Below are 25,625 nucleotides of genomic sequence, written 5' to 3'. Positions count from 1 at the left end.
CTACACCCCTTTGAACACGTTAAAATCGCGGCCCAGACGCACAATATTACTCATTTTATCTATTTGCATGGCGCCGTCCTTGAGATACGCAAATTCCATTCCGGATTCACGCGTCTCCCATTCATCGGGTGGACGACTGATCATTTCGGAAATTCGCAGCTGTGTTGGTGCAAAATAAGAGGCTGCGATAATTGCCTCGCCATTCCCCTCCATCCCCGCATGCGCCATACCTCGCAGGGCACCAAGGACATAGATATCACCGGTACACGTTATAATTCCACCGGGGTTCACATCTCCCAAAAAGAGCAAATTCCCGTTATGATGAAGCACCTGACCTGAACGAATAATCCCTGTCACGGTGTGGATGGGAGCTTTCCCCTGCGCTTCTGAAGGCAGCCCGGGTGATTCAACAGAACGAATGAGCAGATTCCCCTTCTGTCTCAAAATCTCCAGAATGCTTTCCTTCTGTTCCTCCGTCACTTCCCGGCTTCCCAGCTTAATGTCTACATGAATAATCGGGCCGGTTAAAATATTTTGATGACTGTGCTCCAGCTTGAAACGCAGCTCACCCAGCAAATCCTCAAACTCGCATTGATCGTCCAGAAGGAATACCAGGCCGTCTTTGATGCCTTTAATCGTGACATGATTCGATTTCACCGCCATTAGCCTGTCCCTCCTATCTCAATCATTTCGTCCCCGGAACGTGAAATCCCTGCTAACCCGGACAAAATGTGTGTAAAAAGACCTAGACTTTCTCTTCCTTTTTCACACGGATATCCAAACGCTGCAATTGCTTGCGAACTGGGACGTAAATGATGAGGGCGAACAGAAAATGGATAAATAAATCAGGAATCATATATTGTGCCAGCGCCCAATCAAAAGTCTGATGATTCAGCTGGAACAGATGATCAATGGCAAAAAGCATGGAATCCAGCAGAAAACTGCCGATCAGTACAGCTCCCATCATGATAGGCATTGGCGCACGTCGAGCTGTAAATACCAGCCCCAGCAAATAAGCCGACAATCCCATTGCAAAAGAGTAAGGTCCGATAATAAACCCGTAATACACAACGTCATGAATAAGCCCAAAAACAATACCCAGTACCAATGCCGTATGGCGACTATAATATACGGATACGAACAAAATGACGACATACACGAAATTCGGAACCATTCTCGGATGCCAGCTATCCGGAAGAAGCCACGGAAGAATCGTTCCTTCAGCTATAAACAGTACAAACAGCAGCAGTATTAAAACCTGACCGCGTATCTTCATTATTCCGGTACCTCAGGAGTGTAAAGAACGAGCAACTCTTTCCAATCCACGAAGCTGGCTGCCGGTTGGATAATCGCTGTACGTGTTTGTCCAAACTCGCCAACCTGGATTTTTTCTACCGTACCGATCAACAGATTTTTACGGAACTTCCCGCCTGCTCCGGACGTAATGATCTGATCACCTTTTGCGATTGGATCATTTTCCTCAATGCGAGTCATTTGAAATCTGTTCGTAGCCGGATCATAACTTTCAATCATACCAAACGAATTATTTTCCTTGCCCAGTGCTGTCGCTGCAATAGCATAAGAATTTGGATTTTTAGGGTCTAATGTAGTCAATAGCGTAACTGTAGAAGTGAAATTCGCTGTGCGACTAATAACCCCTACAAACCCCTCAAGTGATCTGACTTCCTGACCAACCTTGGCCCCATCCTTTTCACCAATATCAATGACAAGCGTTTTGGAGTCATTACTGACGCTATTGACCTGCGCAATCCGATAATCATATTGATTTTTGGATTTTTGCGTTTGGGTAAATTTCAGTTCTTGCTCAAGTCTGGCATTTGTCTCTTTCAAGTTAGAAGTCTGAATCTGCTCGGCGGTTAGCTGCGCTACGGCAATTTTCAACCGTTCATTTTCACTATAAATGCTCCGCATATTCCCTATATCTTCAAAGAAGCCCGCTATTGCTGAAGCGGGCCTGTAGAAGATACCTTGTACAAAGCCAATTGAATCTCTGGCGAACTTTTCCGGCCAGGTTAAGGAATTTCTCTGTCCAAGTGTAATCCCCATAAGGGCAATAAACAGAACGATTCCGATCAATAGAATAAATAGTCTTTTATTTCCAAACAGCTTAAACAGTTCCTACACCCCCGATTCAACGTTTGGAACGGACGGCTGAACTGCTGCGCGATTTGAACAAATGAATATTTTCCAGCGCTCTGCCTGTACCGATTGCCACGCAATCCAGAGGATTTTCCGCTACGATAACCGGCATCCCGGTTTCAGCCGCCAACAACTTGTCCAAGTTACGCAAAAGTGCTCCGCCACCAGTCAATACGATACCTCTGTCCATAATGTCCGCCGCCAGCTCGGGAGGGCATTTTTCCAGTGTCACTTTGACTGCTTCCACAATTGCATTCACTGTGTCGGACAACGCTTCACTGATTTCATCCGACGTAATCGTAATTGTCTTCGGCAAACCTGTTACCAGATCACGTCCACGAATTTCTGACGTCTCCACTTGTTCCAGCGGCATTGCGGAGCCAACTTCCATTTTCAACTGTTCTGAAGTCCGCTCACCAATCATCAGATTGTATTGACGCTTCACGTATTGGATGATGGAGTCGTCCATTTCATCACCAGCCACACGCACGGAACGGCTAGTCACAATCCCGCCCAGAGAAATAACCGCTACCTCGGTTGTACCTCCGCCGATATCGACAACCATACTACCCGTTGGCTCCCATACGGGAAGATCAGCGCCGATTGCAGCTGCAAACGGCTCCTCAATCGTGTACGCTTCCCGCGCGCCCGCTTGCTTCGTCGCATCTTCAACAGCACGCTGCTCCACCGCAGTTATGCCTGAAGGTACACAAACCATCACGTTCGGATGACGTGGAAACAAAGAACGTTGGGCTTGCGCCTGACGAATAAAATATTTAATCATCGTTGCAGTCGTGTCAAAATCCGCAATAACGCCATCCTTCATCGGACGGATCGCACGGATATTCCCCGGTGTACGACCAATCATTTTTTTTGCAGATTCACCAACTGCTTCAATGGTTTTTGTGTCTGTACGTATTGCGACTACAGAAGGTTCACGAACCACAATCCCTTTTCCTCTTACGAATACCAGCGTGTTTGCCGTCCCCAAGTCAATTCCTAAATCTTTTGTAAAGCCACCCAGCATGATGTTAATCTCCTTTTCTCTTCCCTGAAATCTGTTATCCATGTATAAACGGTTTATTCAGGCCGGCCTAGCCGGTCGGATTTAAATGTTTGATTTAAATAGTATATTATATCAGACCTTGTTCCTTCAAACTTACGAAGGTTCCGTCCCCGATCACGATATGATCGAGCACGTCGATGCCCACGATGTTGCCCGCTTCCATCAGGCGACGGGTCAACTGGACATCCTCCGGGCTTGGCTTCGGATCACCGCTCGGATGGTTATGAGCGCAAATAATCGAAGCACTGCTGCATTTGATCGCTGCCCGAAATACTTCACGAGGATGTACGATGGCGGCATTCAGGCTGCCCATGGATAGCGTTTCCTGGGCAATGACATGATTTTTAGTATTCAGGAACAGGCATACAAAATGCTCCTTCTGCAAATAACGAAGCTGCTCAAACAGCAAATCTGCCACGTCCCGTGGGCAACTGATCACCGGGGTCTCCAAATGGCGTGACAATGCCAACCGTCGCCCCAGTTCGATACTCGCTTTGAGCTGTATCGCCTTGGCATTGCCAATGCCTTTAATCTGGGTCAATTCGGTCATACTCATATCCACCAGTTGGCGCAAGTTCCCCGCCTGCTGCAAAATACGCTGCGCTAAATGCACCGATGACTCATTTTGTGTTCCCGTACGCAGCAATATTGCCAGCAACTCCGCGTTGCTTAAAGCTTCCGCCCCATATGTCATCATGCGCTCTCTTGGTCGTTCTTCTTGAGGGAGGTCGCGAAGCATCAGTGTTGGCGACTCTAACATATGTTTATCCCCTTTAAGGTTGCAACACGCTCACTCCGAATTCGGACAACATGTCCGACAGCAGTGAAAGCGGCAATCCTACGACGTTAAAATAACAACCCTGAATAGATTCCACCAACGTAGCACCCAAACCCTGAATGCCGTACGCCCCCGCTTTGTCAGACGGTTCGCCCGTATTCACATATGCCACAATTTGCTCATGGCTCAAAGGCTTCATCGTAACCTCCGTTTGGCGGTGTCTGACAAGCGTTTTACCGGTTAAGGTATGTATGCAGGCCACCCCAGTGAATACAAGGTGGGTTCTTCCCTGCAATGCTGTAAGCATGCGAACCGCATCTGCATGGTCGGCAGGCTTACCCAGTACCAAACCATCCAGAACGACTATGGTATCACTGCCAATTACTAATCCATCTTCTTCGGATTGGCTGGCAATGTTCACGACCACTTCGGCTTTGCGTACCGCAAGGGTCTCCACAATTTGCTGAGGCGTCCAGTTATCAGGCGTGCTTTCATCCGCATGACTTGGCATCACGTCAAAGGGCAGTCTAAGAAATGAAAGCAATTCCTTCCTTCTCGGTGAAGTCGATGCCAGAACAATGCGGGGCGTAATTTTCCCGTCCATAAGGGAAGCTCCTTTTCATCAGTTAGAGCCTGCGGTACAGCCAGAACGCGGCGATGATGCCGATCAGACTAAGCAGGCTCAATTCAAAATTTATCGTTATGTTGTAGCTGATAATATCCAGATCCGCTCTCGGCGACCAGGATATCGTAGTGGGGTGGGTCAGAAAGGAAAGGAATTTGATCGATTGAAGGGCTTTGGCAATCCATGCACCCAAGAGCCAACCGAGCAACAAAAACAGTATAAGCATTCCTACATTTTTTTTCATCCTGATCTTCCCTCGCCATTTTTTGACACCTTCATTATTATACGGTGATTTCAACTGCAATACAAACAGAAATCCGGCATGGGGAACTATTTCCAGTTCCTTGCCGGAAAACATTGAGAATCTATTGTTTTATGAATTGTATAAATTCCTTCTCATGCAAAACATATTCCATCATCGAAGACTGAATTTCCCAAATGTGCTCCTTGGCTGTGTTCTTGTTATATTCTCCAAGTGCCGAGACTGCACTGTTCATCGCCTTTTCCAGCGTGGATGCGGAAGCAGACGCTTCCTTCGGCAGACTGGAGGGAAGCGCAGCGATATTTTGTGTCCACTGCTGATGCAGATCGTTCAGTTCCTTCATTTCGGCGGCATTTGCCTTACCTGATCCGCCTGCTTCAAGCAAGGATGAGGAAAGTCCGCTCAGCTTGCCGACTAAAGTGCTGCTTAGCTGAAAAAAGGTAGTGAGCTTTTCACCATCGCCCCCATAAGCTGCTTTTTCGAATCCTGGCAGTTGAAGCTCACGGACATACAGCTCAACTCCTTGTGTTTTCAGTTGATTGCTGAGCAGCTTGGCCTGTTCCCTGTCTGGCGATATTCCTGCATAGACTCGGTTCTGATCCTCGGTGTCCCCACCGGCGGCAATGCCTGCCTTCAACAGCTCTTCCTTTGCTTGCAAAGCCCGTTCAGGGGTGCTGAATACTCCGTATTGCAGCAGGTAATAGGTTTGTGGGGGGACCTGAGCCGATACAACTGTAACAGGAGCGGAATTCTCTTTTACAGATGGTGTATGTGTACTAACGGATTCTTTAAAAACCGGTATAGCCTCCTCTGTTGACGGATCTGATCCAGGAACAGCCCCACCTCCGTTAAAAAGCAGCAACATGATGTATCCAAACACCCCCCCGGTCATCAACGCACTGGCTACTGAGCCAATCAGCTTCCATCTGGAGGGATGGGGCGGACGCTTTCGGTACTCTTCACTGGAACGATGAGTTTCTTCTTCATCCTCTTCCGTACGATCTGACAGAAAATCCGTATCTGACCAGGAAGCTGCTGATCGCCCAAACGGATCATCCCATCCTTCCTTCACGATGGGGGCAGGAGCAAAACGCCGCCTCGTACTAGGTCTATTCACGCCCAGAGGCTCGTTAATTTCTGAAATTCGTTCAGTCCCGCTGTTTGCACCTATGCCGTTAATTCTTTCCGCTCTTTCATGCTGGTTAGCAGCTTGATACTGTTTCTCGCTTTCATACCGTTCCGCTTCTTTATTTGTTTCACGCTGCTGGCTAGTTATCGGCCCGGTTTTGTATGGAAGCACCTGTAGCTTTTCCTCACGGCTTGTCTCCGGCGTCTGTTGCTCGAACCGGAATGTCATCTTTGCCTTGTTCACGGATGCACTCCCTCCTTGTCCCATACTTCCTCATAGTCTGTTGTATGAGTCAGGAAGAGAAAATATGCCCCGGACATTACAAAAAAGGGTATCCCGAAGACACGTTTCGTGTTCGGAATACCCTGATGGTTGCATTTCATCAGCGTAACACTTTATGCATGCTTGTTACACTTGCTGTTCACGCAGATGACGTGCTAGCGCGTCGCCTGCTTTCCAGATATCTCCCGCGCCCATGGTCAGCACAAGATCGCCCGGCTGAAGACGATCCTTCAACTCGTCGATAACAGCTTCCTTGGTTGGCAGATAGATGGCATTCGCGTTGCTGTTCTGGACGATTAAATCCACGAGCTTCGAAGAATGCACACCTTCAATTTGTTTTTCTCCCGCTGGAGAATAAATGTCGGTAATAATGACTTCATTCGCCTCACTGAACGCACGACTGAACGCATCCAGCAGGAAAAAAGTACGGCTGTAGCGTTGCGGCTGGAACACAGCAATAATACGCTTGCCTGTCACTGTAGCTGCACTAATCGTAGCCTCAATCTCTGTTGGATGATGAGCATAGTCATCAATAACAAGAATGTCATTGCTTTCGCCTAGCACCTGAAAACGACGCTTTGCTCCGTGAAACTCCACAATAGCCGCAGCAATTTGCTCAAATAGGATGCCTGCTTCCAAGCAAGAAATCACACTAGCCATAGCGTTGTATAGATTATGTTTACCCGGTACAGACAATTCGATGGTTCCAAGCGCCGCCCCTTTGCGATTCATGGTAAAGCTTAAACGACGGTCGCCCAACTGGATATCCGTTGCCGTATAATCTGCTTCATGCTCGACTCCATAGGTAATGACTCGAGTCTGAATCTGAGGCAGCATTTCCCGTACATTCTGATCATCAGCACATACGATAGCCGCGCCATCCGGCCGGATTTGACTCAAGAACTGTACGTAGGCACTTTTCAGACGATTAAAGTCGCCATCATAATTTTCCAAATGATCGGCTTCTATGTTGGTCACGATACCTTGCCAAGGATGATACTGCAGAAAAGAACCATCGCTCTCATCCGCCTCGGCAACGACAAACTCGCTTTTGCCTGCTTTGGCATTCGTCCCCAAATTCGTGATTTCGCCGCCAATAATGTATGTTGGATCGACATTACATCTCTCCATGACCAGAGCAATCATCGAGGAGGTTGTCGTTTTGCCGTGCGCTCCCGCAACAGCTACTCCCTTACGCTCATTAAGCAACCGTGCGAGCATCTGGGAACGATGCAGGGTCGGAATATTCAACTCCTCTGCTGCCACCCGCTCCACATTGTCGCGGGACAGTGCCGTCGAATAAACGACGATGTCCGCCCCTGAAACGTGCTCAGGAGTGTGCCCGAGATATATTTTTGCGCCTTTCGCCGCCAGTTTTTCTGTCAGCTCCTGTGATGCCACATCTGAGCCTGTCACGGTATATCCCATCTCCAGCATGACCCGAGCAATCGCGCTCATCCCGTAACCGCCGATACCGATAAAATGAACATGTTCCGAAGTAATCAACAAATTTCACCAACCTTTTTCCGAATCGGTTTGATACATAAGGGTAGCCCGTACATCCGCAATGAGATACAGTGTTCCGGATACCACCCCCAGATCCTCCGCTTCCGTATGTGACTGAAGCAGGCGAAGAGCCTTTTTCCAGTCACCTTCTACAATAATTTTTAAATCCGTTTTGGCATAGGACGGCCGCAGCTTCTCCACGAGATGAGCCAGTTCAGCGGCATTCATTTTGCGGCGAAAATCGGGCTCGGTCAGGATAAGCGTATCCACTAGTGGCAGTATATGCTGCAAGTATGCTTCATGATGCTTGTTTGACAGCATACCCATCATTAAAACCATTTTTCGGTACGAATACAGTTGGGGAAGGCTCTTTGCCAGCGTCTGCGCCCCTTCTGGATTATGAGCACCGTCAATAACAATTTTCGGCGAACTGCTGACCTGTTCCAGGCGACCTGCCCAAGCTGCTTCTCTAAAGCCCTCCAGTAGTTCAGCGTCATCCAGCACAAAAGCCATATACTGACGAAGCACCTCAAGTGTCATCAGAGCTCCTGCCGCATTAGTACATTGATGCTCGCCTAACAACGTGATGCCGATTTCCATGTGCCGGAAGGGTCCCGCAAACGAAAAAGTCTGTCCTGTTTCGTCCCCATTCAGCCGTTCATACGTAAACTGTTCTCCTGCTAGATACAAGGTAGTTCCCTTTTTTGCCGCCGTTTCCCGTATAACCTGAATAGCCTCTGGCTGAGATACACAGCTAACAACAGGTACGCCTGGCTTGATAATTCCAGCCTTTTCGCCTGCGATCTGTTCGAGTGTATCCCCTAAAATATCCGTATGGTCATAGCCTACATTCGTAATGACCGAGACGATAGGACTCACGATATTAGTTACATCCATCCTTCCCCCGAGGCCCGTCTCCCATACCACAACATCTGGAAAAGTCACTGTTGCATAATATAAAATAGCCAACGCTGTCGATACCTCAAACATCGTGGGTGATCCCAAATCGCTCGCCGCGATTTCCTTGACCAACGGATACAAACGATTGGCAAGTAAGACCAGTGTATCATCGGGAATATCCGTCCCGTTGAATTGGAATCGGTTCGTAAACCGGGTGATATACGGAGACGTAAAGGTTCCCACATCATAACCGCATTTCAGCAGAACAGAGGTTAAGAAAGCACAGGTCGAGCCCTTGCCGTTGGTTCCCGCAATATGCACAAATTTAAGATGCCGTTGCGGATCCCCCAACATGCTCATTAACTTCTCAATCCGTTCCAGTCCGGGTCTGATTCCGAACGGAATCAGACCGTTAATCCATTCCACTGCTTCATCATAGCTTTGTAAAGGAGCCGCTCCCCCGCCCCTGATTGTATCTGACATCCTCTTCACCTTCAGGTCATTTTATAGTTAGTGGAATTATCCCTTGAGTTCTTCAATCCGTGCGATAACTTTGGCGCGCTTATCCGAATAATCGGCTTGCTTGGCCTTCTCTTCCTCGATGACTTTGGCTGGTGCCTTCGCCACGAAGCCTTGGTTGGACAGCTTTTTCTCCACGCGCTCCACTTCACTGTTCAAATGTTGAAGCTCTTTTTCCAGTCTGCTAATTTCCTGGGCAATATCAAGGAGCCCGGCTAACGGCAGGTATAGCTCTGCTCCGCTGACTACAGAAGTCATGGCTTTATCTGGAACAGAGAGTTCCAATCCCGTGTCGAATTCAGACGTATTACAGAATCGACGTACATATTCCCCATTGCGGTTAATGATATCGAGAACGGCTTGATCGCCGGGTTTTACGAGCAATTCAATCTTTTTACTCATCGGTACGTTCACTTCAGAACGGATATTCCGCACTGCGCGAATCACGTCGATCAGCAAATTCATTTCAGCTACCGCATCCTTGTCCTCGAAAGCCGAATCGTAAACAGGCCAAGCGGCCAGTGTAATCGTTTCGCCTTCATGCGGAAGATGCTGCCATATTTCCTCGGAGATAAACGGCATGAACGGATGAATCATGCGCAGTGTCCGATCCAGCACATACGCCAGTACGGACTGTGTTTTCTTTTTCGCCTCTGCGTTCTCGCCATACAGGGAAAGCTTCGCAAACTCGATGTACCAGTCGCACAAGTCATCCCAAATAAAGTTATACAGAAGACGGCCTGTCTCGCCAAATTCATAAGCATCTATTAGACGCGTGATATCGCGTGAAGTTTCGTTCAAACGGTGAAGGATCCATCGATCCGCTGTGCTCAAATCACCGGTAATGTCGATATCCGCCGCGGTGACCCCTTCCAGATTCATCAGCGCAAAGCGTGACGCATTCCAGATTTTATTGGCAAAGTTACGTGCCTGCTCTACCCGTTCCCAACGGAAACGAAGGTCCTGTCCAGGCGTGCTGCCTGTAGAAACCATGTAACGCATGGCGTCCGTGCCATATTGGTCGATTACGTCGAGCGGATCTACACCATTTCCGAGGGATTTGGACATTTTCTTTCCATCCGCATCACGAACCAGTCCGTGCATCAATACATCCTTGAACGGAATTCCCTCTGTGAACTCCAGGGCTGTAAAAATCATCCGCGACACCCAGAAATAAATAATGTCATAGCCTGTAACCAAGACATTGGTCGGGTAGTAGCGTTGGAGATCCTCAGTCTGCTCAGGCCAGCCCAGTGTCGAAAACGGCCACAAGGCAGAGCTGAACCATGTATCCAGCACGTCCTCATCCTGTTTCAGCTTTCTGTCAGCATATTCAGGCAAGGTTGTAGGATCCTCTGCCGATACAATAACTTCTCCGGTTTCTTCATCGTACCAAGCCGGAATACGATGTCCCCACCACAATTGACGGGAAATACACCAGTCACGCACATTTTCAATCCAGTGCAGATAAGTACGCTCAAAGCGATCCGGGACAAAGTTTACGCCATTGCCAGCCTTCTGCACTTCAATCGCTTTGGCTGCCAGAGGCTTCATTTCCACGAACCATTGTGTAGACAGATAAGGCTCTACAACCGCACCTGTACGTTCGCTGTGGCCCACCTGATGCAAATGCTCCTCGATACGGATCAGCACACCCTGCTCTTTCAGATCAGCGACGATTTGCTTGCGGCAATCACTGCGGTCAAGGCCCTGATATTTGCCTGCTTCGGTGTTCATCGTACCTGTTTCGTCCATAACAGTAATCTGTGGCAACTGGTGACGTTGGCCCATTTCAAAGTCATTCGGATCGTGAGCAGGTGTAATTTTAACCGCACCGCTACCGAAGTCTTTTTCTACGTAGTCGTCCGCAATAACCGGAATTTTCCGTCCGATAATCGGAAGCACGAGTGTTTTGCCGATCATATGCTTGTACCGTTCATCCTCAGGATGTACGGCTACCGCTGTATCACCCAGCATGGTTTCAGGACGCGTGGTGGCTACAGTGATAAACCCACTGCCATCTTGAAGCGGATATTGCAGGTGATACAGATTTCCGTTTACCTCTTTGTATTCCACTTCAATATCTGACAGAGCCGTACGTGCAGCAGGGTCCCAGTTAATGATGCGTTTACCGCGATAAATCAGGCCCTTCTTGTACAACTTGACGAATACTTCGCGAACGGCTTGAGACAACCCGTCATCCAACGTAAAACGCTCACGCGAATAATCGAGAGAGAACCCCATTTTTTCCCATTGATTATGAATGTTGTCCAGGTAGAGATCCTTCCATTCCCAAACCTTCTCCAAAAATTTCTCGCGTCCCAGATCGTAGCGCGTCAAGCCTTCCTCACGCAGCTTCTGCTCTACCTTTGTCTGGGTGGCAATGCCCGCATGGTCTGCCCCTGGCAGCCACAATGCGTCATAGCCCTGCATCCGCTTGGTGCGGATAATAATGTCCTGCAAAGTAAAATCAAGAGCATGTCCAATGTGCAGCATGCCTGTAACATTCGGTGGTGGAATAACGATTGTAAAAGGCTCTGCCTCTGGAAGTCGTCCAGCGCGGAAATACCCCTTCTCCATCCACGTTTTGTACCATTTTTTCTCGGCTGATTTTGGATCGTACGTTGTCGGCATTTCCAAGGTTGTCTTGTTGTCTTGTTCTGACATATCAGGATACCTCCATGATTTTTCAATTGGCAAATAAAAAAAGCCCTTCATCCTCAAAGGACGAAAGGCTGTTCTCTCGCGGTACCACCTTTGTTTCACCCCTAGTGTATGTATCCACTGATCCATTACACATGGTGTGACACTTATGCAGATAACGGCTGCGGACCGGCCTTATTCTACCGTGAACCTCGTACCTTCCGTTGGGATTAAATGAGGGACCGTTCGAACAGGCGACTCCCGGGTGACTTCGGCCAGTAGCTTCCTGCGGAACCTCACAGCGCTGCAATTCCACTCTCTGAAGGGCTTGCTGCCTACTCTTCCCGATCTCAGTCTTTCAATAGCTATACCACATCATACATTTCCCATTGACTATAGTCAACACCCGTTGCTCATTTTCCAATGACCGAATTAAGGGATGTACAATACCTGCCCTTCTTCTACATGATGCTCTGCCAGCTTGTTATACAGTTGAAGCTCCCGTGTACTGAGTTGATAGCGATCAGCGATCGTTTCCAGTGTATCTTCACGCTGCACAATGCATAATCGGACCTTGCGGAACGGCGTTTCATCCTGTGTATGGAAAAAAAGGTTTTTCCATTTGGCATCCTCACGCTCTTCTTGGGCTTCCTTCCCCTGCGGTTCTTGCTCCAGTTGCTGCTGGTATTCCGCTTCCTTCACCGAACGACTGGATTGTAGCAATGATGAGTAGACCACCGGGTCCGGCTCGTCTGCTTTTTCGTCCTTTTTGCTGTTCAGCGCCACGCGCATCTCTGGTTTATCGTCTGCAACAGTGTCATGGGACACAGCGTCCACCTGACCTGCTTCCAGCTGCGGCTCCAGATAGATCTCTGGCTTCGTCGCGTGATGCGGTTCAGCTGGCAAAGGATCATAGACCACATCGGGAGCGGTGGAGGATATTTTCGGGTCACTTCCCGTCCATGCTTCCTCTTGCTGAAATCCCCATACTTCTGGTGTCTCATGCTCATACTTTACCTCGGAAGTGCTGTCTTCAACAGCTTTACCCGTCCAAGGCTCATAGATCCGGTTCGGGTCTACAGCAGGCTCATAACCTTGGTGTTCCGGTGATGACTTGTGCTCCCCATACTCCTGTGATGGCTGTTCCCAGGAAGCGTAATCCTGCTGAGCTGGCACCCTGTATGAAGATTCCGACTCCGTCGTATGATCGGATACAGAATTCTGGGTGGCATAAGTTTCTTCCTGACGCTGCTCTGCATTCGCGGAAAAGGGGCGAGCAGGATGTTCAGGTGCGTGCACCACCGTAAATTCCTCATCCAGCCAAACCGCTGTCTCCTCCGCATGGGAGCTTTCCACCCCGTGCAGGGAGAGGACACCTGTAATATTCAGACTACGTAATGATAGCAGGTCCACATCGAAATTCTCAATCTCGACTGAAATGTCTTCCAGTCTTCCTACCCGATTCAGTGGAATCGTAATTTCCACAGGGATCAAATGATGAAGCTCGTTCGTTACCTGTTCAGGTGTGCGGTACACGCCCTCCAGCAGCAAATGCCCTCGCAAAGCGGCATGGTCGCCGTGGGTTACAACCTGAATGCGTGGCAGAATCTCAATTTCCTCCAACTCAGCAATCCCGGCAGCTTCCTCCGTCAAATGAATGCGTTCATAAATATCAAAACGCAAGCCTTGCGGCTGATCATTCTGTTGTTTGTTCAAGGATGGCATCCTCCTTTGGGCAGCCTCCGCACATCCTCTGACTCCTGTCAGGCGCACGGAAACTCCATATTGCAAACCGTTTCTAGGTTCAAGTATATGCGCCAAAATAGAAGGCATGCCATCTTTTATAGCTGTTGATGTAGCTTTTGAAAATCATCCGGCCAAGCATCTTCCACAGTAATCGTTTCACCGCTCAGCGGATGACGGAAGGTAAGACGCTCTCCGTGCAGCGCCTGCCTGCCAAAATCAGCAGCCCGTCCACCGTATAATACATCCCCCAATAACGGATAGCCCGCATGGCTAAGATGAACGCGAATCTGGTGCGTTCGGCCTGTTTCCAGTGTTAAATATACGAGGCTAACCGCCTTTTGACCGCTCCCCAACAATTCACCAAGTTCCACATGGGTAACCGCGCTCTGTCCGGTCGGAGAAACACGGCGACGCTGCTTGTGATGCCTGTCCTTGCCAATCGGCCAATCCAGCGTCCGCAGTGATGAAGGTACTTTCCCCCGTACCAAAGCCACATAACGGCGACCGATATCTTTGGCCCGCATCTGCTCGTCCAGCTTGAGCAACGCGAATTCATTTTTGGCATACAGCACTGGGCCTGTAGTATCCGTATCCAGACGATGCACATGCCGTACTGCCGCATGGATGCCATTCATTTCATAATACGATGCGACCGCATGATCCAACGTCAGCGGACCCTCTTTTACAGCTCCGTCCGGATGTACCCCCATACCCGCCGGTTTGTGTACGACCAGGCAAAAATCATCCTCATACAGCACCTTCAAATCGTACCAGCGAGGGGTCACACCAAGGTTCGTAACAGGAAAAAGGGCCAGCCGCAGCCGGTCCCCCGCAAGTTCAATCTGCTTTTCATGTCGCAGTCTGCGCCACAGCTTGTCTGGTAGATCCAAACGGTTCAGCAGCCAATGATCGACAGCATCGGTGCGATACTCACCCTCTGTGATTTCCCGTCCCGGTGTGATTTCCAGCCATGGTCCCCGTCTTTTACAGCCGCCCTGCCAGCTCATAGACGTTTGAGCGCGCGATAGTTCGCTTCAATGGTAGCATCAATATCTTCCACCGTATGCACACCCGACACAAACATGCCCTCAAATTGGGATGGTGCCACACTGACTCCCTCGTTCACCAATTCGGTAAAGTAACGGCGGAAGTGGTTCTGATTACTTGTTTTGGCTGTATCAAAATTGACAACCTTTTCTTCCGTGAAAAATGGACAAACCATGGAACCCACACGGTTGATCGTGACAGGTATGCCCAGCTCACGTGCATTACGCTCGAATCCAGCCTCAAGCCGTGCTGCCCGTTCCTCCAGTCGGTCATATACTTCTGGTGTCAACAATTTAAGCGTCGAATAGCCTGCTGCCATAGCAAGTGGGTTCCCGCTAAGCGTACCCGCCTGATAGATCGGACCAGACGGTGCAATCTGCTCCATAATATCGCGGCGTCCACCATAAGCACCGACAGGCAGTCCTCCGCCAATAACTTTACCCAGGCATGTAAGATCCGGGGTCACACTAAAACGACCTTGAGCTGAATGAAGTCCTACCCGGAATCCGGTCATGACTTCATCAAAAATCAGCAGGCTTCCGTACTGTCGGGTTACTTCGCGCAGTCCTTCCAAAAATCCGGGTTGTGGCGGTACGACTCCCATATTTCCGGCTATTGGCTCGACAATAATGGCGGCAATTTCCTCGCCGAATTTTTCAAAGGCCAGTTTCACCGAAGCCAAATCATTGTAAGGTACGGTTAACGTATGTCTGGCCACGACCTCGGGTACACCGGGGCTATCGGGCAGACCCAGTGTTGCTACACCAGAGCCTGCTTTAATCAGCAAGCTGTCCGCATGACCATGATAAGAGCCTTCAAATTTAAGGATTTTGCTGCGGCTCGTAAATCCGCGTGCGAGTCGAATCGCGCTCATCGTCGCCTCGGTTCCCGAGCTGACCATACGAACGATATCCATGGAAGGAACACGCTCACACACAAGCTTCGCCATTTCAGTTTCCGCCAACGTTGGCGCTCCGAAACTGGTTCCTTTGACAACTGCAGCCTGTATAGCCTTAACGACCTCAGGATGCGCATGTCCCATAATGAGCGGTCCCCATGAACATACATAGTCAATATAGGATTGACCGTCGATATCATATACCCGCGATCCTTCTCCACGGTCGATATAAACAGGTGTAATGCCAACGGATTTAAAAGCCCTTACTGGACTGTTTACGCCACCCGGAATATATTGCTTTGCCTCGTCGAAGGCTGCTTTGGAGCGCGCATCCTCGCGTACTGTTCGTTGTTCGTTGATCATTCTGATCACTCCAATCTTCTGAAAAATAAGCTTATTGCTTCAACCATCTTGCCGCATCCTTGGCGGAATAGGTAATAATCATGTCTGCACCTGCGCGCTTCATGCTCGTCAGAATCTCCAGCACCATCGCTTTTTCATCAATCCAGCCTTGAAGAGCTGCCGCCTTGACCATCGCATATTCACCACTTACGTTGTAAGCCACCATAGGCAGATCAAATTGATCCTTAATCGTGCGCATCACATCCAGGTACGAAAGGGACGGCTTCACCATCAGCATGTCCGCACCTTCCAGCACGTCGGATTCTGCTTCTCGCAATGCTTCACGCGCATTAGCAGGGTCCATCTGATAGGATTTGCGGTCACCGAATTGCGGTGCAGAATCTGCCGCTTCCCGGAAAGGACCATAAAAAGCAGACGCATATTTGACGGAATACGACATAATCGGAATATGCGAAAAGCCTTCCTCATCCAGCCCTTGTCGAATCGCCTGCACAAAACCGTCCATCATATTGGATGGCGCGATAATATCAGCGCCCGCTCTGGCTTGAGAAACGGCTGTACGTACCAGCACCTCCAGAGATTCGTCATTCAGCACTTCACCACATACCTCACCATCATGCTCATGCATGTGGACCATACCGCAATGCCCATGATCCGTAAACTCGCACAAACAAGTGTCAGCCACAACCAGCAGCTCGGGATAACGCGACTTGATCAGACGTGTAGCTTCCTGAACAATACCATCGTCCACAAAAGCCGAAGTACCCAAGCTATCCTTCGTCTCCGGTATGCCAAACAGGAGCACGGCAGGAATGCCAAGCTCACTAATTTCTTTCAGTTCTTCTTCCAGTTGATCCAGAGAAAAGCGGTACACACCGGGCATGGAGCTAATTTCCTGCTTCACTCCTGTACCGAATGTTACATAGATCGGCTGGATAAAATCAGCTGGATTCAATACCGTCTCACGCACCATACTGCGGATAGCAGCGGATTGACGCAAACGGCGATGTCTGGTAAAAGGAACATTCATGATTGCAAACCTCCAGTTTTTATAGATCCATTTGGTAAAATATAATTATGATGTCACAGAGCTTGATTGTTTCCAGTCACATAGCGATTGGACCAAGCTTTCAATGGTTGCCTTTTCCGCCATGAAGCTGACGTTCAGGCCCGCTTGGGTCGCTGTTTCTCCGGTGAGAGGGCCTATCACAGCGATCGTCACTCCCTCCAGCAGCGACAGCGGATCTTCGACTCCCATCTGCCTGAGTGCTTCCAGAAAAAAGGTGACGGTTGAGGAACTGGTAAAAGTAATCGCATGGATGGCACGTTCCTCAAGCAGCTTGAGCAGCTCATCATCCTGTGCGTTTGCCGCCAGCATGGTTTGATACAAATCGGCCTCGGTCACCTCAAGTCCAAGCTCTCTCAGCTGCTCCGGCAGCCAGGACCGAGCGAGATCGCCTCTTGGCAGAAATACGCTCTGCCCCGCCTGCAAATCCTGCTTAAACGCTTCGAGCAAGCCCTCTGCCTGAAAGGGACCTTCGATCTGCTCCGCTTCAATTCCATGTGACCGCAATGCCGCCGCTGTGGCTGGCCCGACTGCGGCAATACGCGCCTTAAACAGCGAACGCACATCCTTGCCTTGTTCCTTCAGATGAGTGAAAAAGTATTCCACTCCGTTAACGCTGGTAAAAAACACCCAGTCGTATTCAGGCAGTCGCGCAAACGCCTCTTTAATTTGCCGTTGTGTCGGCTCGTCCGAAGGGATAACCGTCTGGATGACTGGAAATTCATAAGGCTCTCCACCAAGCTCCTCAATCCGATGAACCAGACTGCTGGCCTGAGCGCGCGCACGTGTAACCAAAATCCGCTTGCCGAACAAAGGCATATCCTCAGCCCATTTTAACTGCTCACGCTGATTAACCACTTCTCCGACGACGATAACGGCGGGAGGCTGAAAATTCGTCGCTTTCACCTTGGCCTCAATATCTGCTAGCGTACCCACCAGTGTATCCTGCTCCGCCCGCGTTCCCCAACGGATTAAAGCAACGGGGGTGCCTGGCGATTTGCCGTGTTTCATCAGCTGCTCACTGATATAGCCGATCTTCGCTACACCCATCATAAAGATCAGTGTGCCCGTTGCGTTCGTTACTTTATCCCAATGAATACTCTTGTCGAGCTTGTCTGGACTTTCATGCCCCGTAATGATAGACAGCGATGAAGCCATATCCCGATGTGTAACCGGAATGCCCGCATAGGCGGGTACGCTGATTGCTGAAGTGATGCCAGGTATGATTTCATAGGAAATACCGTGTTTACGCAGCAGTCCGGCTTCCTCTCCAACCCGACCAAAGATGGTGGGGTCTCCCCCTTTGAGCCGAACAACCGTTTTTCCTTCCAAGGCCAAGTCCACCAGCAACTGATTAATTTCCTCTTGCTTCATGGTGTGACGATCCGGCAGCTTGCCAACATATATTTTTTGGGCACCTGGCTTCATCAAACCCAAAAGGCGAGGGCTTGCCAGTCTGTCATAGACAATAACATCACCCAGTTGAATGCATTCCCAGCCCTTGACCGTAATCAGTCTTGCGTCTCCGGGTCCTGCGCCTACTAAATATACCTTTCCTGCCATTTCATCACCCCCTCACCTGCGCCAGAATCTGTTCCGCTCCTTTGGCGATCAAGCTGGCCGCCACAGCTTCTCCCAGCTTTTGCGGATCATTTCCCTGGAGCGTTTCCTTCAAAATAACTTCGCCATCCGGCGAGCCTACCATGCCCGTGAGGCGGATTTCCTGGTCAGCCCAGACTGCGTGAGCCCCGATTGGCACCTGGCATCCCCCATTCAGCACGCCCAGGAAGGTTCGTTCTGCCGCAACCGTAGCTGAGGTATCCTCGTCGTTGTACAGGCGCAGCAACGCCAGCAGCTCTTCATCGTCTGCACGGCACTCAATACCGAGCGCTCCTTGTCCGACTGCTGGCAAGCAGGCTTCCTCCGGTATATAGGACGTGATTCGGTCCTTCCAGCCCATCCGGTTCAAACCTGCAGCCGCCAAAATGATGGCGTCAAAACCTTCAGTCTCCAGCTTTTTCAGACGGGAATCAATATTACCGCGCACAGGCTCCAATTGAAGATCCGGTCGTAATGACTTGATCTGGCTAGCTCTGCGCAGGCTGCTTGTGCCGACCTTTGCCCCTTGCGGCAGGTTTTCCAGGCTCTTGAATCCCTGGGAAACGAGACAATCCCGCGGGTCCTCCCGACGCGGTACCGCGCCGTTCACTAGCCCTTCAGGCAATTCTGACGGCATATCCTTCATACTATGTACTGCCATATCAATTTCACCAGCCAGCATGGCCTGTTCAATTTCTTTGACAAACAGCCCTTTGCCACCCACCTTGGACAACGTTACATCCAAAATCCGGTCGCCCTTGGTCAATATTTTTTTTACGACAAACTGCATATCCAGCCCATGCTCCGCGCACAACGCGTTCAAATCCTCGATGACATGCCCGGTCTGAGTTAGCGCAAGCGCGCTCTGTCTGCTACCTACCACAATTGTTCGCATGCTATTCCTCCTGATTTTGCGCAATCCATGTGTCTATCTCTTCTTGAGTCCATACCGTAAATTCCTGACGTCGTATTTGCTCCAAAATTCCGCTACTCGCCAAACGTCTCAGCAGTTTCGCCCTTTGCTGCGGGGAAGATACGGTATGTTTAATCGCTTGCCGCATATCGTACATGAAATCCAGATACGGTTCGTATTCCCTACCAAACAGCGTATCCAAAGCCGATGTAATTTCGGATGTAACTGCCGGACCCGCACCTGCGGTGGATACGCTGATCGTTAGCCTGCCCCGCCGGATGATGCCCGGTGTTATAAAGTCCGCCTCTTCCGAACGATCCGCCACATTTACCAGTATACCCCTTTGTCTGGCCTCATGCGCAACCGCATCGTTCACATCTCTCCGGTCGGTCGCCGCATATACAAGAAAGGCTCCCTGGAGGTCACCCTCGCGGTATACGCGATTTACCCAGTGGAGCTGCTTATGATCGGCCAGAACCTGTAAATCCGGCGTTATATTCGGACTGATGACGGTAATGAACGCCCCGCTTTCCATCAGTCCCTTTACCTTGCGTTCCGCTATCCTTCCACCGCCCACAATACAACAGATCTTATTTTTACAATTCAGCGAAATCGGCACAAAATGCTGCAAATGGCCATTCACTCTCCTGTCCACTGATGAAATACAGACCAGGAATTCAGCAAAAAGTTAAGAATCAATAGCGTGTAGCCCACCAATGCCCATTTTGCCATCACGAGGCCCGACTTCTGATTGAATCTTTTGCTCACTAAAAATACAATATACACGCACAGGGCTATTGCTGTCATCAATACTTTAGTATCCAGAAGCAGACGCCAGCGTTCTTCAGCAATAATAGAAATGACGGCAACTACAATGGAGACCCCAAGCAAAGGAGTACCGATCAACAACGCCATGTGGGTATACCGATCCATCATTTCCAGACTCGGCAGACGCCGGATCGTATCATTCCATTTTTTAACTTTCAATTTACGATGCAAAAACAGATAGAGCCCCGAAAATACAGCCGCTACCGTCATGGCTACAAAGCCAAGATTGGCCAAAGCGATATGGATGAGAAGCAGCCCATGCACCGTATGCCAACTCCCAAGCGGATTGTTGGTGGGCTCCATCCATATATTATTAAGCACAAGAACCGCAAAACTAATAATGTTAAGCAGCAATACCGCAAATTCTGACCGCTGATAACGTGACAGTATTAAAGAAATCAGGACCAAAATAAATGAAAACAGAAATAAAAAATCGTAAGTCACGAAAAAAGGAAGATGTCCTTCGTTCCAGGTTCTCATTCCCATATATATAAGCTGGAGCACAAGAACGACAGCAAGAAGCCCTGTACCTGTCCGTTTGGCACTCGCATTACGGCGAATGCCATCCGAGAATACAAACAGAAGGCTCAGGGCAAAAACATAAATCATCGAATCATATATAAGCGTGCTTAAAGCCACGTCCACTCACCCGCCTTTACAGGCCAGCCGGCGCAAACGACGCTGGCGAGGCTTGGGCCTGACCGGATTTTTCATGAATACCGACCTCCGGTTTCATTAACGCGGATGCATCGCTTTTATCTACTTTCTGAGCGGCGTCCTCCAAACGATCCTCCAGAGCAAAAATGTGGCTAAACAGTTCAAGCGCCTCATTCCCCTGCTTTTGGACAGCCAGTTCCTTCACCGAATTGATCGGATCATGCATCATCTGATTCAGCATGCTTTTCGTCAAACGGCTAATCACTTTGCGTTGTCGTTCATCCAGCTCGGGAAGCTTGTTGAACAAGCTTTCCAGCGTATCCTGATGCGCGGACTCTGCTTTTTCCTGTAAAGCACGAATCACCGGACGCACTCCCATCGTTTTTAACCATTGATAAAACTCGCCAAGTTCCCCTTCGATCATATGCTCAATTTTGGCAGCCTCGGTACGACGCATTTCCAAATTACTCTCCACGATGCCTTCCAGATCATCAATATCATAAAGAAAAACATTCTGCAACTCGCCAATAGCCGGGTCCAAATCACGTGGAACCGCGATATCAATCATAAACAAAGGACGGGACCGACGGCGTTTCATACTGGCTTCAACCCGCTCCCGATCCAGAATATATCCTTGTGCACCTGTCGAGCTAATGACAATGTCCACATCCGCCAACCGATTCATGCCTTCCTCCATCGTGACCGGCGTTCCGTGAAACTTGGAAGCCAAATCTTCCGCTCTGGATAAAGTCCGGTTCGCCACAATGACCTCGGCTGCTCCCCCACTGTACAAATGCTTAACGGTAAGCTCGCTCATTTTGCCCGCACCGAGAATCAGCACCTTCTTATCGGTAAACATCCCGAAAATCCGTTTGCCAAGCTCCACTGCTGCATAGCTGACGGATACGGCGCTTTCTCCAATGGACGTCTCCGAATGGGCACGCTTGCCCAATGTGACGGCCTGCTTAAACAGCATATTAAACCACGTTGCCGTAATTTTCTGGGATTGAGCCTGAAGAAAAGCGTTCTTCACCTGTCCCAAAATTTGTGTTTCTCCGATCACCATAGAATCCAGGCCACAAGTCACACGGAACAAATGCCGGATGGCCTGCTCGTCCTCATATATATATAAATGCTGTGTAAATTGATCGCGAGGAATACCGAACCATTGCTCCATAAAACTGCGTATAAAATAACCGCACATGTGAAGGCGGTCCACCACGACATATATTTCAGTCCGATTGCAGGTTGCGACAATTACGCCCTCCAGCACACTTTTGGTGAGTTTGAGTTGTTCCAGCGCTTTTGGCAAATCTTGTTCCGCAAATGTAAAACGCTCTCTGACTTCCACAGGCGCCGTACGATAATTCAACCCAACAACGACGATGTGCATTGCAAGTTCACCTGCCTAAACTGTAATAAGAATAACTACTGTTATCACAAACTATGTTAATTATATCACAGAAGTCCGAATGTCCTCCGGCTGTTTTATGAATTGTTTATGAAAATTGTATGGCAAACTCCAACATCCAAAATGTTCTCTATCGTTTGATATAGTTTGAACCAGTCTTAAAACAAATAACCATGGAATAAATCCATGGTTATTCTTCGCATATATCTTTTCCGATAGAGCGCCCTCCATGGACGTCCTTCTTCTTAGATTTCTGGTTGTTCTTCGTCTTCGTCGTTCTCAATATAGCCGGAGATGACCGACCATAGCTCGTCCTTACCCATGCCTTCTTCAGATGAAAAGGGGATAAACAAACCCCCAGGAAGTATTCCGAGTTCCTGCTTGATTACTTTATAATGCTTCTCCCGCCGTGTCTTGGGGATTTTATCTGCCTTCGTGCCTACAACGCATACCGGAAGCCCGTGATGGCGCAGCCAGTCGTGCATCATGATATCATCCTTGGACGGTGGATGACGCAAATCGACCATTTGAAGCACCAGCTTAAGCGGCTCCCGTTCCAGCAAGTACGACTCAATCATTTGTCCCCAGGCTTTACGGGACGTTTTGGATACCTTTGCGTAGCCGTAACCCGGAAAATCGACGAAATAGAGATCATCATTAATCCGGTAATAATTAAGCTGCTGTGTTTTCCCCGGCGTAGAGCTGGTCCGCGCCAAGTTTTTACGGCTAATCAACCGATTAATCAGTGACGACTTCCCTACATTGGAACGCCCCGCCAGAGCAATCTCCGGCAAAGCGTCCACAGGGAACTGATCGGGGCCAACCGCGCTAATAATAAATTCTGCTTTTGTTACTTTCATTATGTCCTTAATTCCTCTCTAATGTGCCCTTGCCTGCTCAACCAAAGCATGCTCTAGCACCTGATCCATATGGGCAACGGGAACAAATTCAACATCCTGCCTAATACTGTCGGGAATATCTTTTAGATCCCGTTCATTATCCTTGGGAAGCAGAATTTTTTTGTAGCCTGCCCGGTGGGCAGCCAGCGACTTCTCTTTCAACCCGCCAATAGGCAATACGCGGCCGCGCAGGGTAATTTCACCCGTCATAGCTACATCCTTGGATACATGACGGTTGGTCAGCGCTGAAATCAACGCTGTCGCAATGGTAATCCCCGCCGATGGTCCATCCTTCGGAATCGCTCCCTCCGGAATGTGGATATGAATATCATTTTTCTCATAAAAGTCCGTAGCAATGCCCAGCTCAACCGCTTTGGAGCGAGTATAGCTAAATGCTGCCTGCGCGGATTCTTTCATAACGTCACCCAGCTTACCTGTAAGAATCAGCTTACCGCTGCCGGGCACGACCGTCACTTCAATCATCAGCGTTTCACCGCCGACCTCTGTCCACGCCAAGCCTGTAACTGTACCAATCTGGTCTTCCAGCTCCGCTACACCGTAACGGAATTTGGCGACGCCCAAATAATCTTTCAGATTAACCGGTGTAATTCGAATCGGGCCTTCTCCTCCAGATACCACTGACTTCGCAGCCTTACGGCACAGAGAAGCCATTTGCTGTTCGAGATTCCGCACACCGGATTCACGGGTATATTCGCGAATAACACGCAGCAGCGTATCCTCTCCGATGTCCAGCCGTTCCTCTTCCAAACCATGCTCTCTCTTCTGCTTGGGCAGTAGATAACGATTGGCGATTTCGAGCTTTTCCAGCTCGGTGTAACCCGGAATGTACAATGTCTCCATCCGGTCCATCAGCGGACGCGGAATGTTGTGCGCAGCATTGGCTGTCGTCACGAACATCACATTGGACAAATCGAAGGGCAGCTCGACAAAATGGTCACTGAACGTATTGTTCTGTTCGGGATCAAGCACCTCCAGCAACGCCGCCGAAGGGTCACCTCGAAAATCTGAAGCCATTTTATCAATCTCATCCAGCAAAAAGACTGGATTAGACGTTCCTGCCGTCTTCATCCCCTGAATGATACGCCCTGGCATCGCGCCCACATAAGTGCGGCGATGACCACGAATTTCTGCTTCATCCCGCACACCTCCGAGCGAGATGCGGACAAATTCCCTCCCCATGGATTTGGCGATGGAACGAGCCAACGAGGTCTTGCCGACCCCCGGTGGGCCTACGAGACACAGAATCGGCCCCTTAATGGTCTTCACCAGCTTGCGTACAGCCAGATACTCCAGCACCCGCTCCTTCGGCTTATCCAGTCCATAGTGGTCATCATTCAGTACCTCTTCAGCCTTGACGATATCCAGATCATCATCCGTAAACTTGTTCCATGGCAAGCTTAACAGCCAATCGACATAATTACGGATAACCCCGCCCTCAGCAGAACTTGCAGGCATTTTCTCCAGACGGTCGATTTCCTTCTCAACCTTCTCCTTCACAGGAGCGGGCAGTTCCAGTTCACTTAGCTGATTGCGCAGTTCTTCTACTTCTCCCGCGCGACCTTCCTTCTCGCCAAGCTCCTTCTGGATCGCCTTCATTTGTTCACGCAGGTAATACTCCTTCTGCGTTTTCTCCATCTGTTTCTTCACGCGCTGGTTAATTTTACGTTCCAGCTCCAATACCTCACGCTCGTTATTCAAAATATCCAAAAGCTTCTCCAAACGTTGAGTTACGTCGATCGTCTCCAGTATATCCTGCTTCTCCTTGATTTTGAGCGTTAGATGGCTTGTAATCACGTCAGCCAGCCGTCCGGGCTCCTCAATGTCGGATACCGCAGCCAGAGTTTCGGGGGTTACCTTTTTGGACAAGTTAATATAATGCTCGAACTGGGTCAGAACCGTGCGCATGAGTGCATCTGTCTCGGGATGCACGTTTTCTGCCTCATGCAGCTCCTTCGCCAGTACCTCGTAATATTCCTCATTCTCCGTATATTGAATAATTTCGGCACGTTCCAGCCCTTCCACCAGCACCCGAATCGTTCCATTGGGAAGCTTGAGCATCTGGCGCACTTTGGCTACCGTGCCGACTCTAAAAATATCCTCTTGTGCGGGTTCTTCAATATTCACTTCTGATTGAGAACACAGGAGAATCAAATTATCTTCAACCATCGCTTTTTCCAAAGCCTTGACCGATTTTTCCCGGCCCACATCGAGATGCAGCACCATGCTCGGGTAGACGAGAAGTCCTCTTAAAGGCAGCAAAGGAAAACGACGACCTTTTGTCTTGTTGGGTCCCATCGCTTTCGCACC

22 protein-coding genes are annotated in these 25,625 nt (G+C 49.5%); all 22 read right to left on the bottom strand.

Annotated elements, in window-relative coordinates; all coding sequences use genetic code 11:
- Complete coding sequence (gene minC / locus ACIFQM_RS13945) at nucleotides 1–663, bottom strand: septum site-determining protein MinC (protein WP_430044264.1); 663 nt, start codon at nucleotides 661–663, stop codon at nucleotides 1–3.
- Between the two features lie 82 nt (nucleotides 664–745).
- Nucleotides 746–1,276 (bottom strand): rod shape-determining protein MreD, encoded by a 531-nt coding sequence (gene mreD, locus ACIFQM_RS13940; protein WP_283652997.1) that lies wholly within the window; start codon nucleotides 1,274–1,276, stop codon nucleotides 746–748.
- A complete protein-coding gene (gene mreC, locus ACIFQM_RS13935) occupies nucleotides 1,276–2,103 on the bottom strand; it encodes a rod shape-determining protein MreC (protein ID WP_430044289.1) in 828 nt (275 codons plus the stop codon). Before mreC ends, mreD begins: the two co-directional genes overlap by 1 nt.
- A 49-nt stretch (nucleotides 2,104–2,152) precedes the next feature.
- On the bottom strand, nucleotides 2,153–3,187 hold the full coding sequence (locus ACIFQM_RS13930) for a rod shape-determining protein (RefSeq protein WP_430044288.1): 1,035 nt from the start codon (nucleotides 3,185–3,187) through the stop codon (nucleotides 2,153–2,155).
- A 106-nt stretch (nucleotides 3,188–3,293) separates the two neighbouring features.
- Complete coding sequence (gene radC / locus ACIFQM_RS13925) at nucleotides 3,294–3,986, bottom strand: RadC family protein (RefSeq protein WP_430044262.1); 693 nt, start codon at nucleotides 3,984–3,986, stop codon at nucleotides 3,294–3,296.
- A gap of 13 nt (nucleotides 3,987–3,999) precedes the next feature.
- On the bottom strand, nucleotides 4,000–4,608 hold the full coding sequence (locus tag ACIFQM_RS13920; protein WP_430044261.1) for a Maf family protein: 609 nt from the start codon (nucleotides 4,606–4,608) through the stop codon (nucleotides 4,000–4,002).
- Between the two features lie 22 nt (nucleotides 4,609–4,630).
- Nucleotides 4,631–4,873 carry a DUF4321 domain-containing protein gene (locus tag ACIFQM_RS13915; protein ID WP_044645689.1) on the bottom strand — a complete coding sequence of 81 codons (243 nt, stop codon included), beginning with the start codon at nucleotides 4,871–4,873 and terminating at the stop codon, nucleotides 4,631–4,633.
- 121 nt (nucleotides 4,874–4,994) lie between these two features.
- Nucleotides 4,995–6,263: an SPOR domain-containing protein gene (locus tag ACIFQM_RS13910; RefSeq protein WP_430044260.1), complete on the bottom strand. Its 1,269-nt coding sequence runs from the start codon at nucleotides 6,261–6,263 to the stop codon at nucleotides 4,995–4,997.
- Nucleotides 6,264–6,428: 165 nt separating this feature from the next.
- Nucleotides 6,429–7,808: a UDP-N-acetylmuramate--L-alanine ligase gene (gene murC / locus ACIFQM_RS13905; RefSeq protein ID WP_430044258.1), complete on the bottom strand. Its 1,380-nt coding sequence runs from the start codon at nucleotides 7,806–7,808 to the stop codon at nucleotides 6,429–6,431.
- 6 nt (nucleotides 7,809–7,814) lie between these two features.
- Nucleotides 7,815–9,191, bottom strand: coding sequence for a bifunctional folylpolyglutamate synthase/dihydrofolate synthase (locus ACIFQM_RS13900; protein WP_430044256.1), 1,377 nt, complete (start codon nucleotides 9,189–9,191; stop codon nucleotides 7,815–7,817).
- Between the two features lie 36 nt (nucleotides 9,192–9,227).
- Complete coding sequence (locus tag ACIFQM_RS13895; RefSeq protein WP_430065694.1) at nucleotides 9,228–11,894, bottom strand: valine--tRNA ligase; 2,667 nt, start codon at nucleotides 11,892–11,894, stop codon at nucleotides 9,228–9,230.
- Between the two features lie 408 nt (nucleotides 11,895–12,302).
- The gene (locus ACIFQM_RS13890; protein WP_430065692.1) at nucleotides 12,303–13,586 is read right to left on the bottom strand and encodes a LysM peptidoglycan-binding domain-containing protein; all 1,284 of its coding nucleotides are present in this window, start codon (nucleotides 13,584–13,586) and stop codon (nucleotides 12,303–12,305) included.
- A gap of 125 nt (nucleotides 13,587–13,711) precedes the next feature.
- Nucleotides 13,712–14,623, bottom strand: coding sequence for an RluA family pseudouridine synthase (locus ACIFQM_RS13885; RefSeq protein WP_430065690.1), 912 nt, complete (start codon nucleotides 14,621–14,623; stop codon nucleotides 13,712–13,714).
- Nucleotides 14,620–15,924 (bottom strand): glutamate-1-semialdehyde 2,1-aminomutase, encoded by a 1,305-nt coding sequence (gene hemL / locus ACIFQM_RS13880; RefSeq protein ID WP_430044247.1) that lies wholly within the window; start codon nucleotides 15,922–15,924, stop codon nucleotides 14,620–14,622. The genes ACIFQM_RS13885 and hemL overlap by 4 nt, the downstream gene beginning before the upstream one ends.
- A 31-nt stretch (nucleotides 15,925–15,955) precedes the next feature.
- On the bottom strand, nucleotides 15,956–16,954 hold the full coding sequence (hemB, locus tag ACIFQM_RS13875) for a porphobilinogen synthase (RefSeq protein ID WP_430065688.1): 999 nt from the start codon (nucleotides 16,952–16,954) through the stop codon (nucleotides 15,956–15,958).
- A gap of 45 nt (nucleotides 16,955–16,999) precedes the next feature.
- Nucleotides 17,000–18,553 (bottom strand): uroporphyrinogen-III C-methyltransferase, encoded by a 1,554-nt coding sequence (gene cobA, locus ACIFQM_RS13870; RefSeq protein WP_430065686.1) that lies wholly within the window; start codon nucleotides 18,551–18,553, stop codon nucleotides 17,000–17,002.
- 4 nt (nucleotides 18,554–18,557) lie between these two features.
- Nucleotides 18,558–19,484 carry a hydroxymethylbilane synthase gene (hemC, locus tag ACIFQM_RS13865; RefSeq protein WP_430044240.1) on the bottom strand — a complete coding sequence of 309 codons (927 nt, stop codon included), beginning with the start codon at nucleotides 19,482–19,484 and terminating at the stop codon, nucleotides 18,558–18,560.
- 1 nt (nucleotide 19,485) lies between these two features.
- Entirely contained in the window at nucleotides 19,486–20,133 is a 648-nt protein-coding gene (locus ACIFQM_RS13860; RefSeq protein ID WP_430044286.1) for a precorrin-2 dehydrogenase/sirohydrochlorin ferrochelatase family protein, read from the bottom strand.
- A gap of 8 nt (nucleotides 20,134–20,141) precedes the next feature.
- Nucleotides 20,142–20,969 carry a cytochrome c biogenesis protein CcsA gene (gene ccsA / locus ACIFQM_RS13855; protein ID WP_430044238.1) on the bottom strand — a complete coding sequence of 276 codons (828 nt, stop codon included), beginning with the start codon at nucleotides 20,967–20,969 and terminating at the stop codon, nucleotides 20,142–20,144.
- 16 nt (nucleotides 20,970–20,985) lie between these two features.
- Nucleotides 20,986–22,380: a glutamyl-tRNA reductase gene (gene hemA / locus ACIFQM_RS13850; RefSeq protein WP_430044236.1), complete on the bottom strand. Its 1,395-nt coding sequence runs from the start codon at nucleotides 22,378–22,380 to the stop codon at nucleotides 20,986–20,988.
- Nucleotides 22,381–22,643: 263 nt separating this feature from the next.
- The gene (yihA, locus tag ACIFQM_RS13845) at nucleotides 22,644–23,258 is read right to left on the bottom strand and encodes a ribosome biogenesis GTP-binding protein YihA/YsxC (RefSeq protein WP_430048326.1); all 615 of its coding nucleotides are present in this window, start codon (nucleotides 23,256–23,258) and stop codon (nucleotides 22,644–22,646) included.
- 18 nt (nucleotides 23,259–23,276) lie between these two features.
- A complete protein-coding gene (gene lon, locus ACIFQM_RS13840) occupies nucleotides 23,277–25,613 on the bottom strand; it encodes an endopeptidase La (protein WP_430044284.1) in 2,337 nt (778 codons plus the stop codon).
- Nucleotides 25,614–25,625: the final 12 nt, after the last annotated feature.

This window comes from Paenibacillus sp. NRS-1782 (assembly GCF_050467685.1).
GTDB classification, from domain to species: domain Bacteria; phylum Bacillota; class Bacilli; order Paenibacillales; family Paenibacillaceae; genus Paenibacillus; species Paenibacillus terrae_A.
This window is presented reverse-complemented; position numbering and strand designations above follow the sequence as displayed.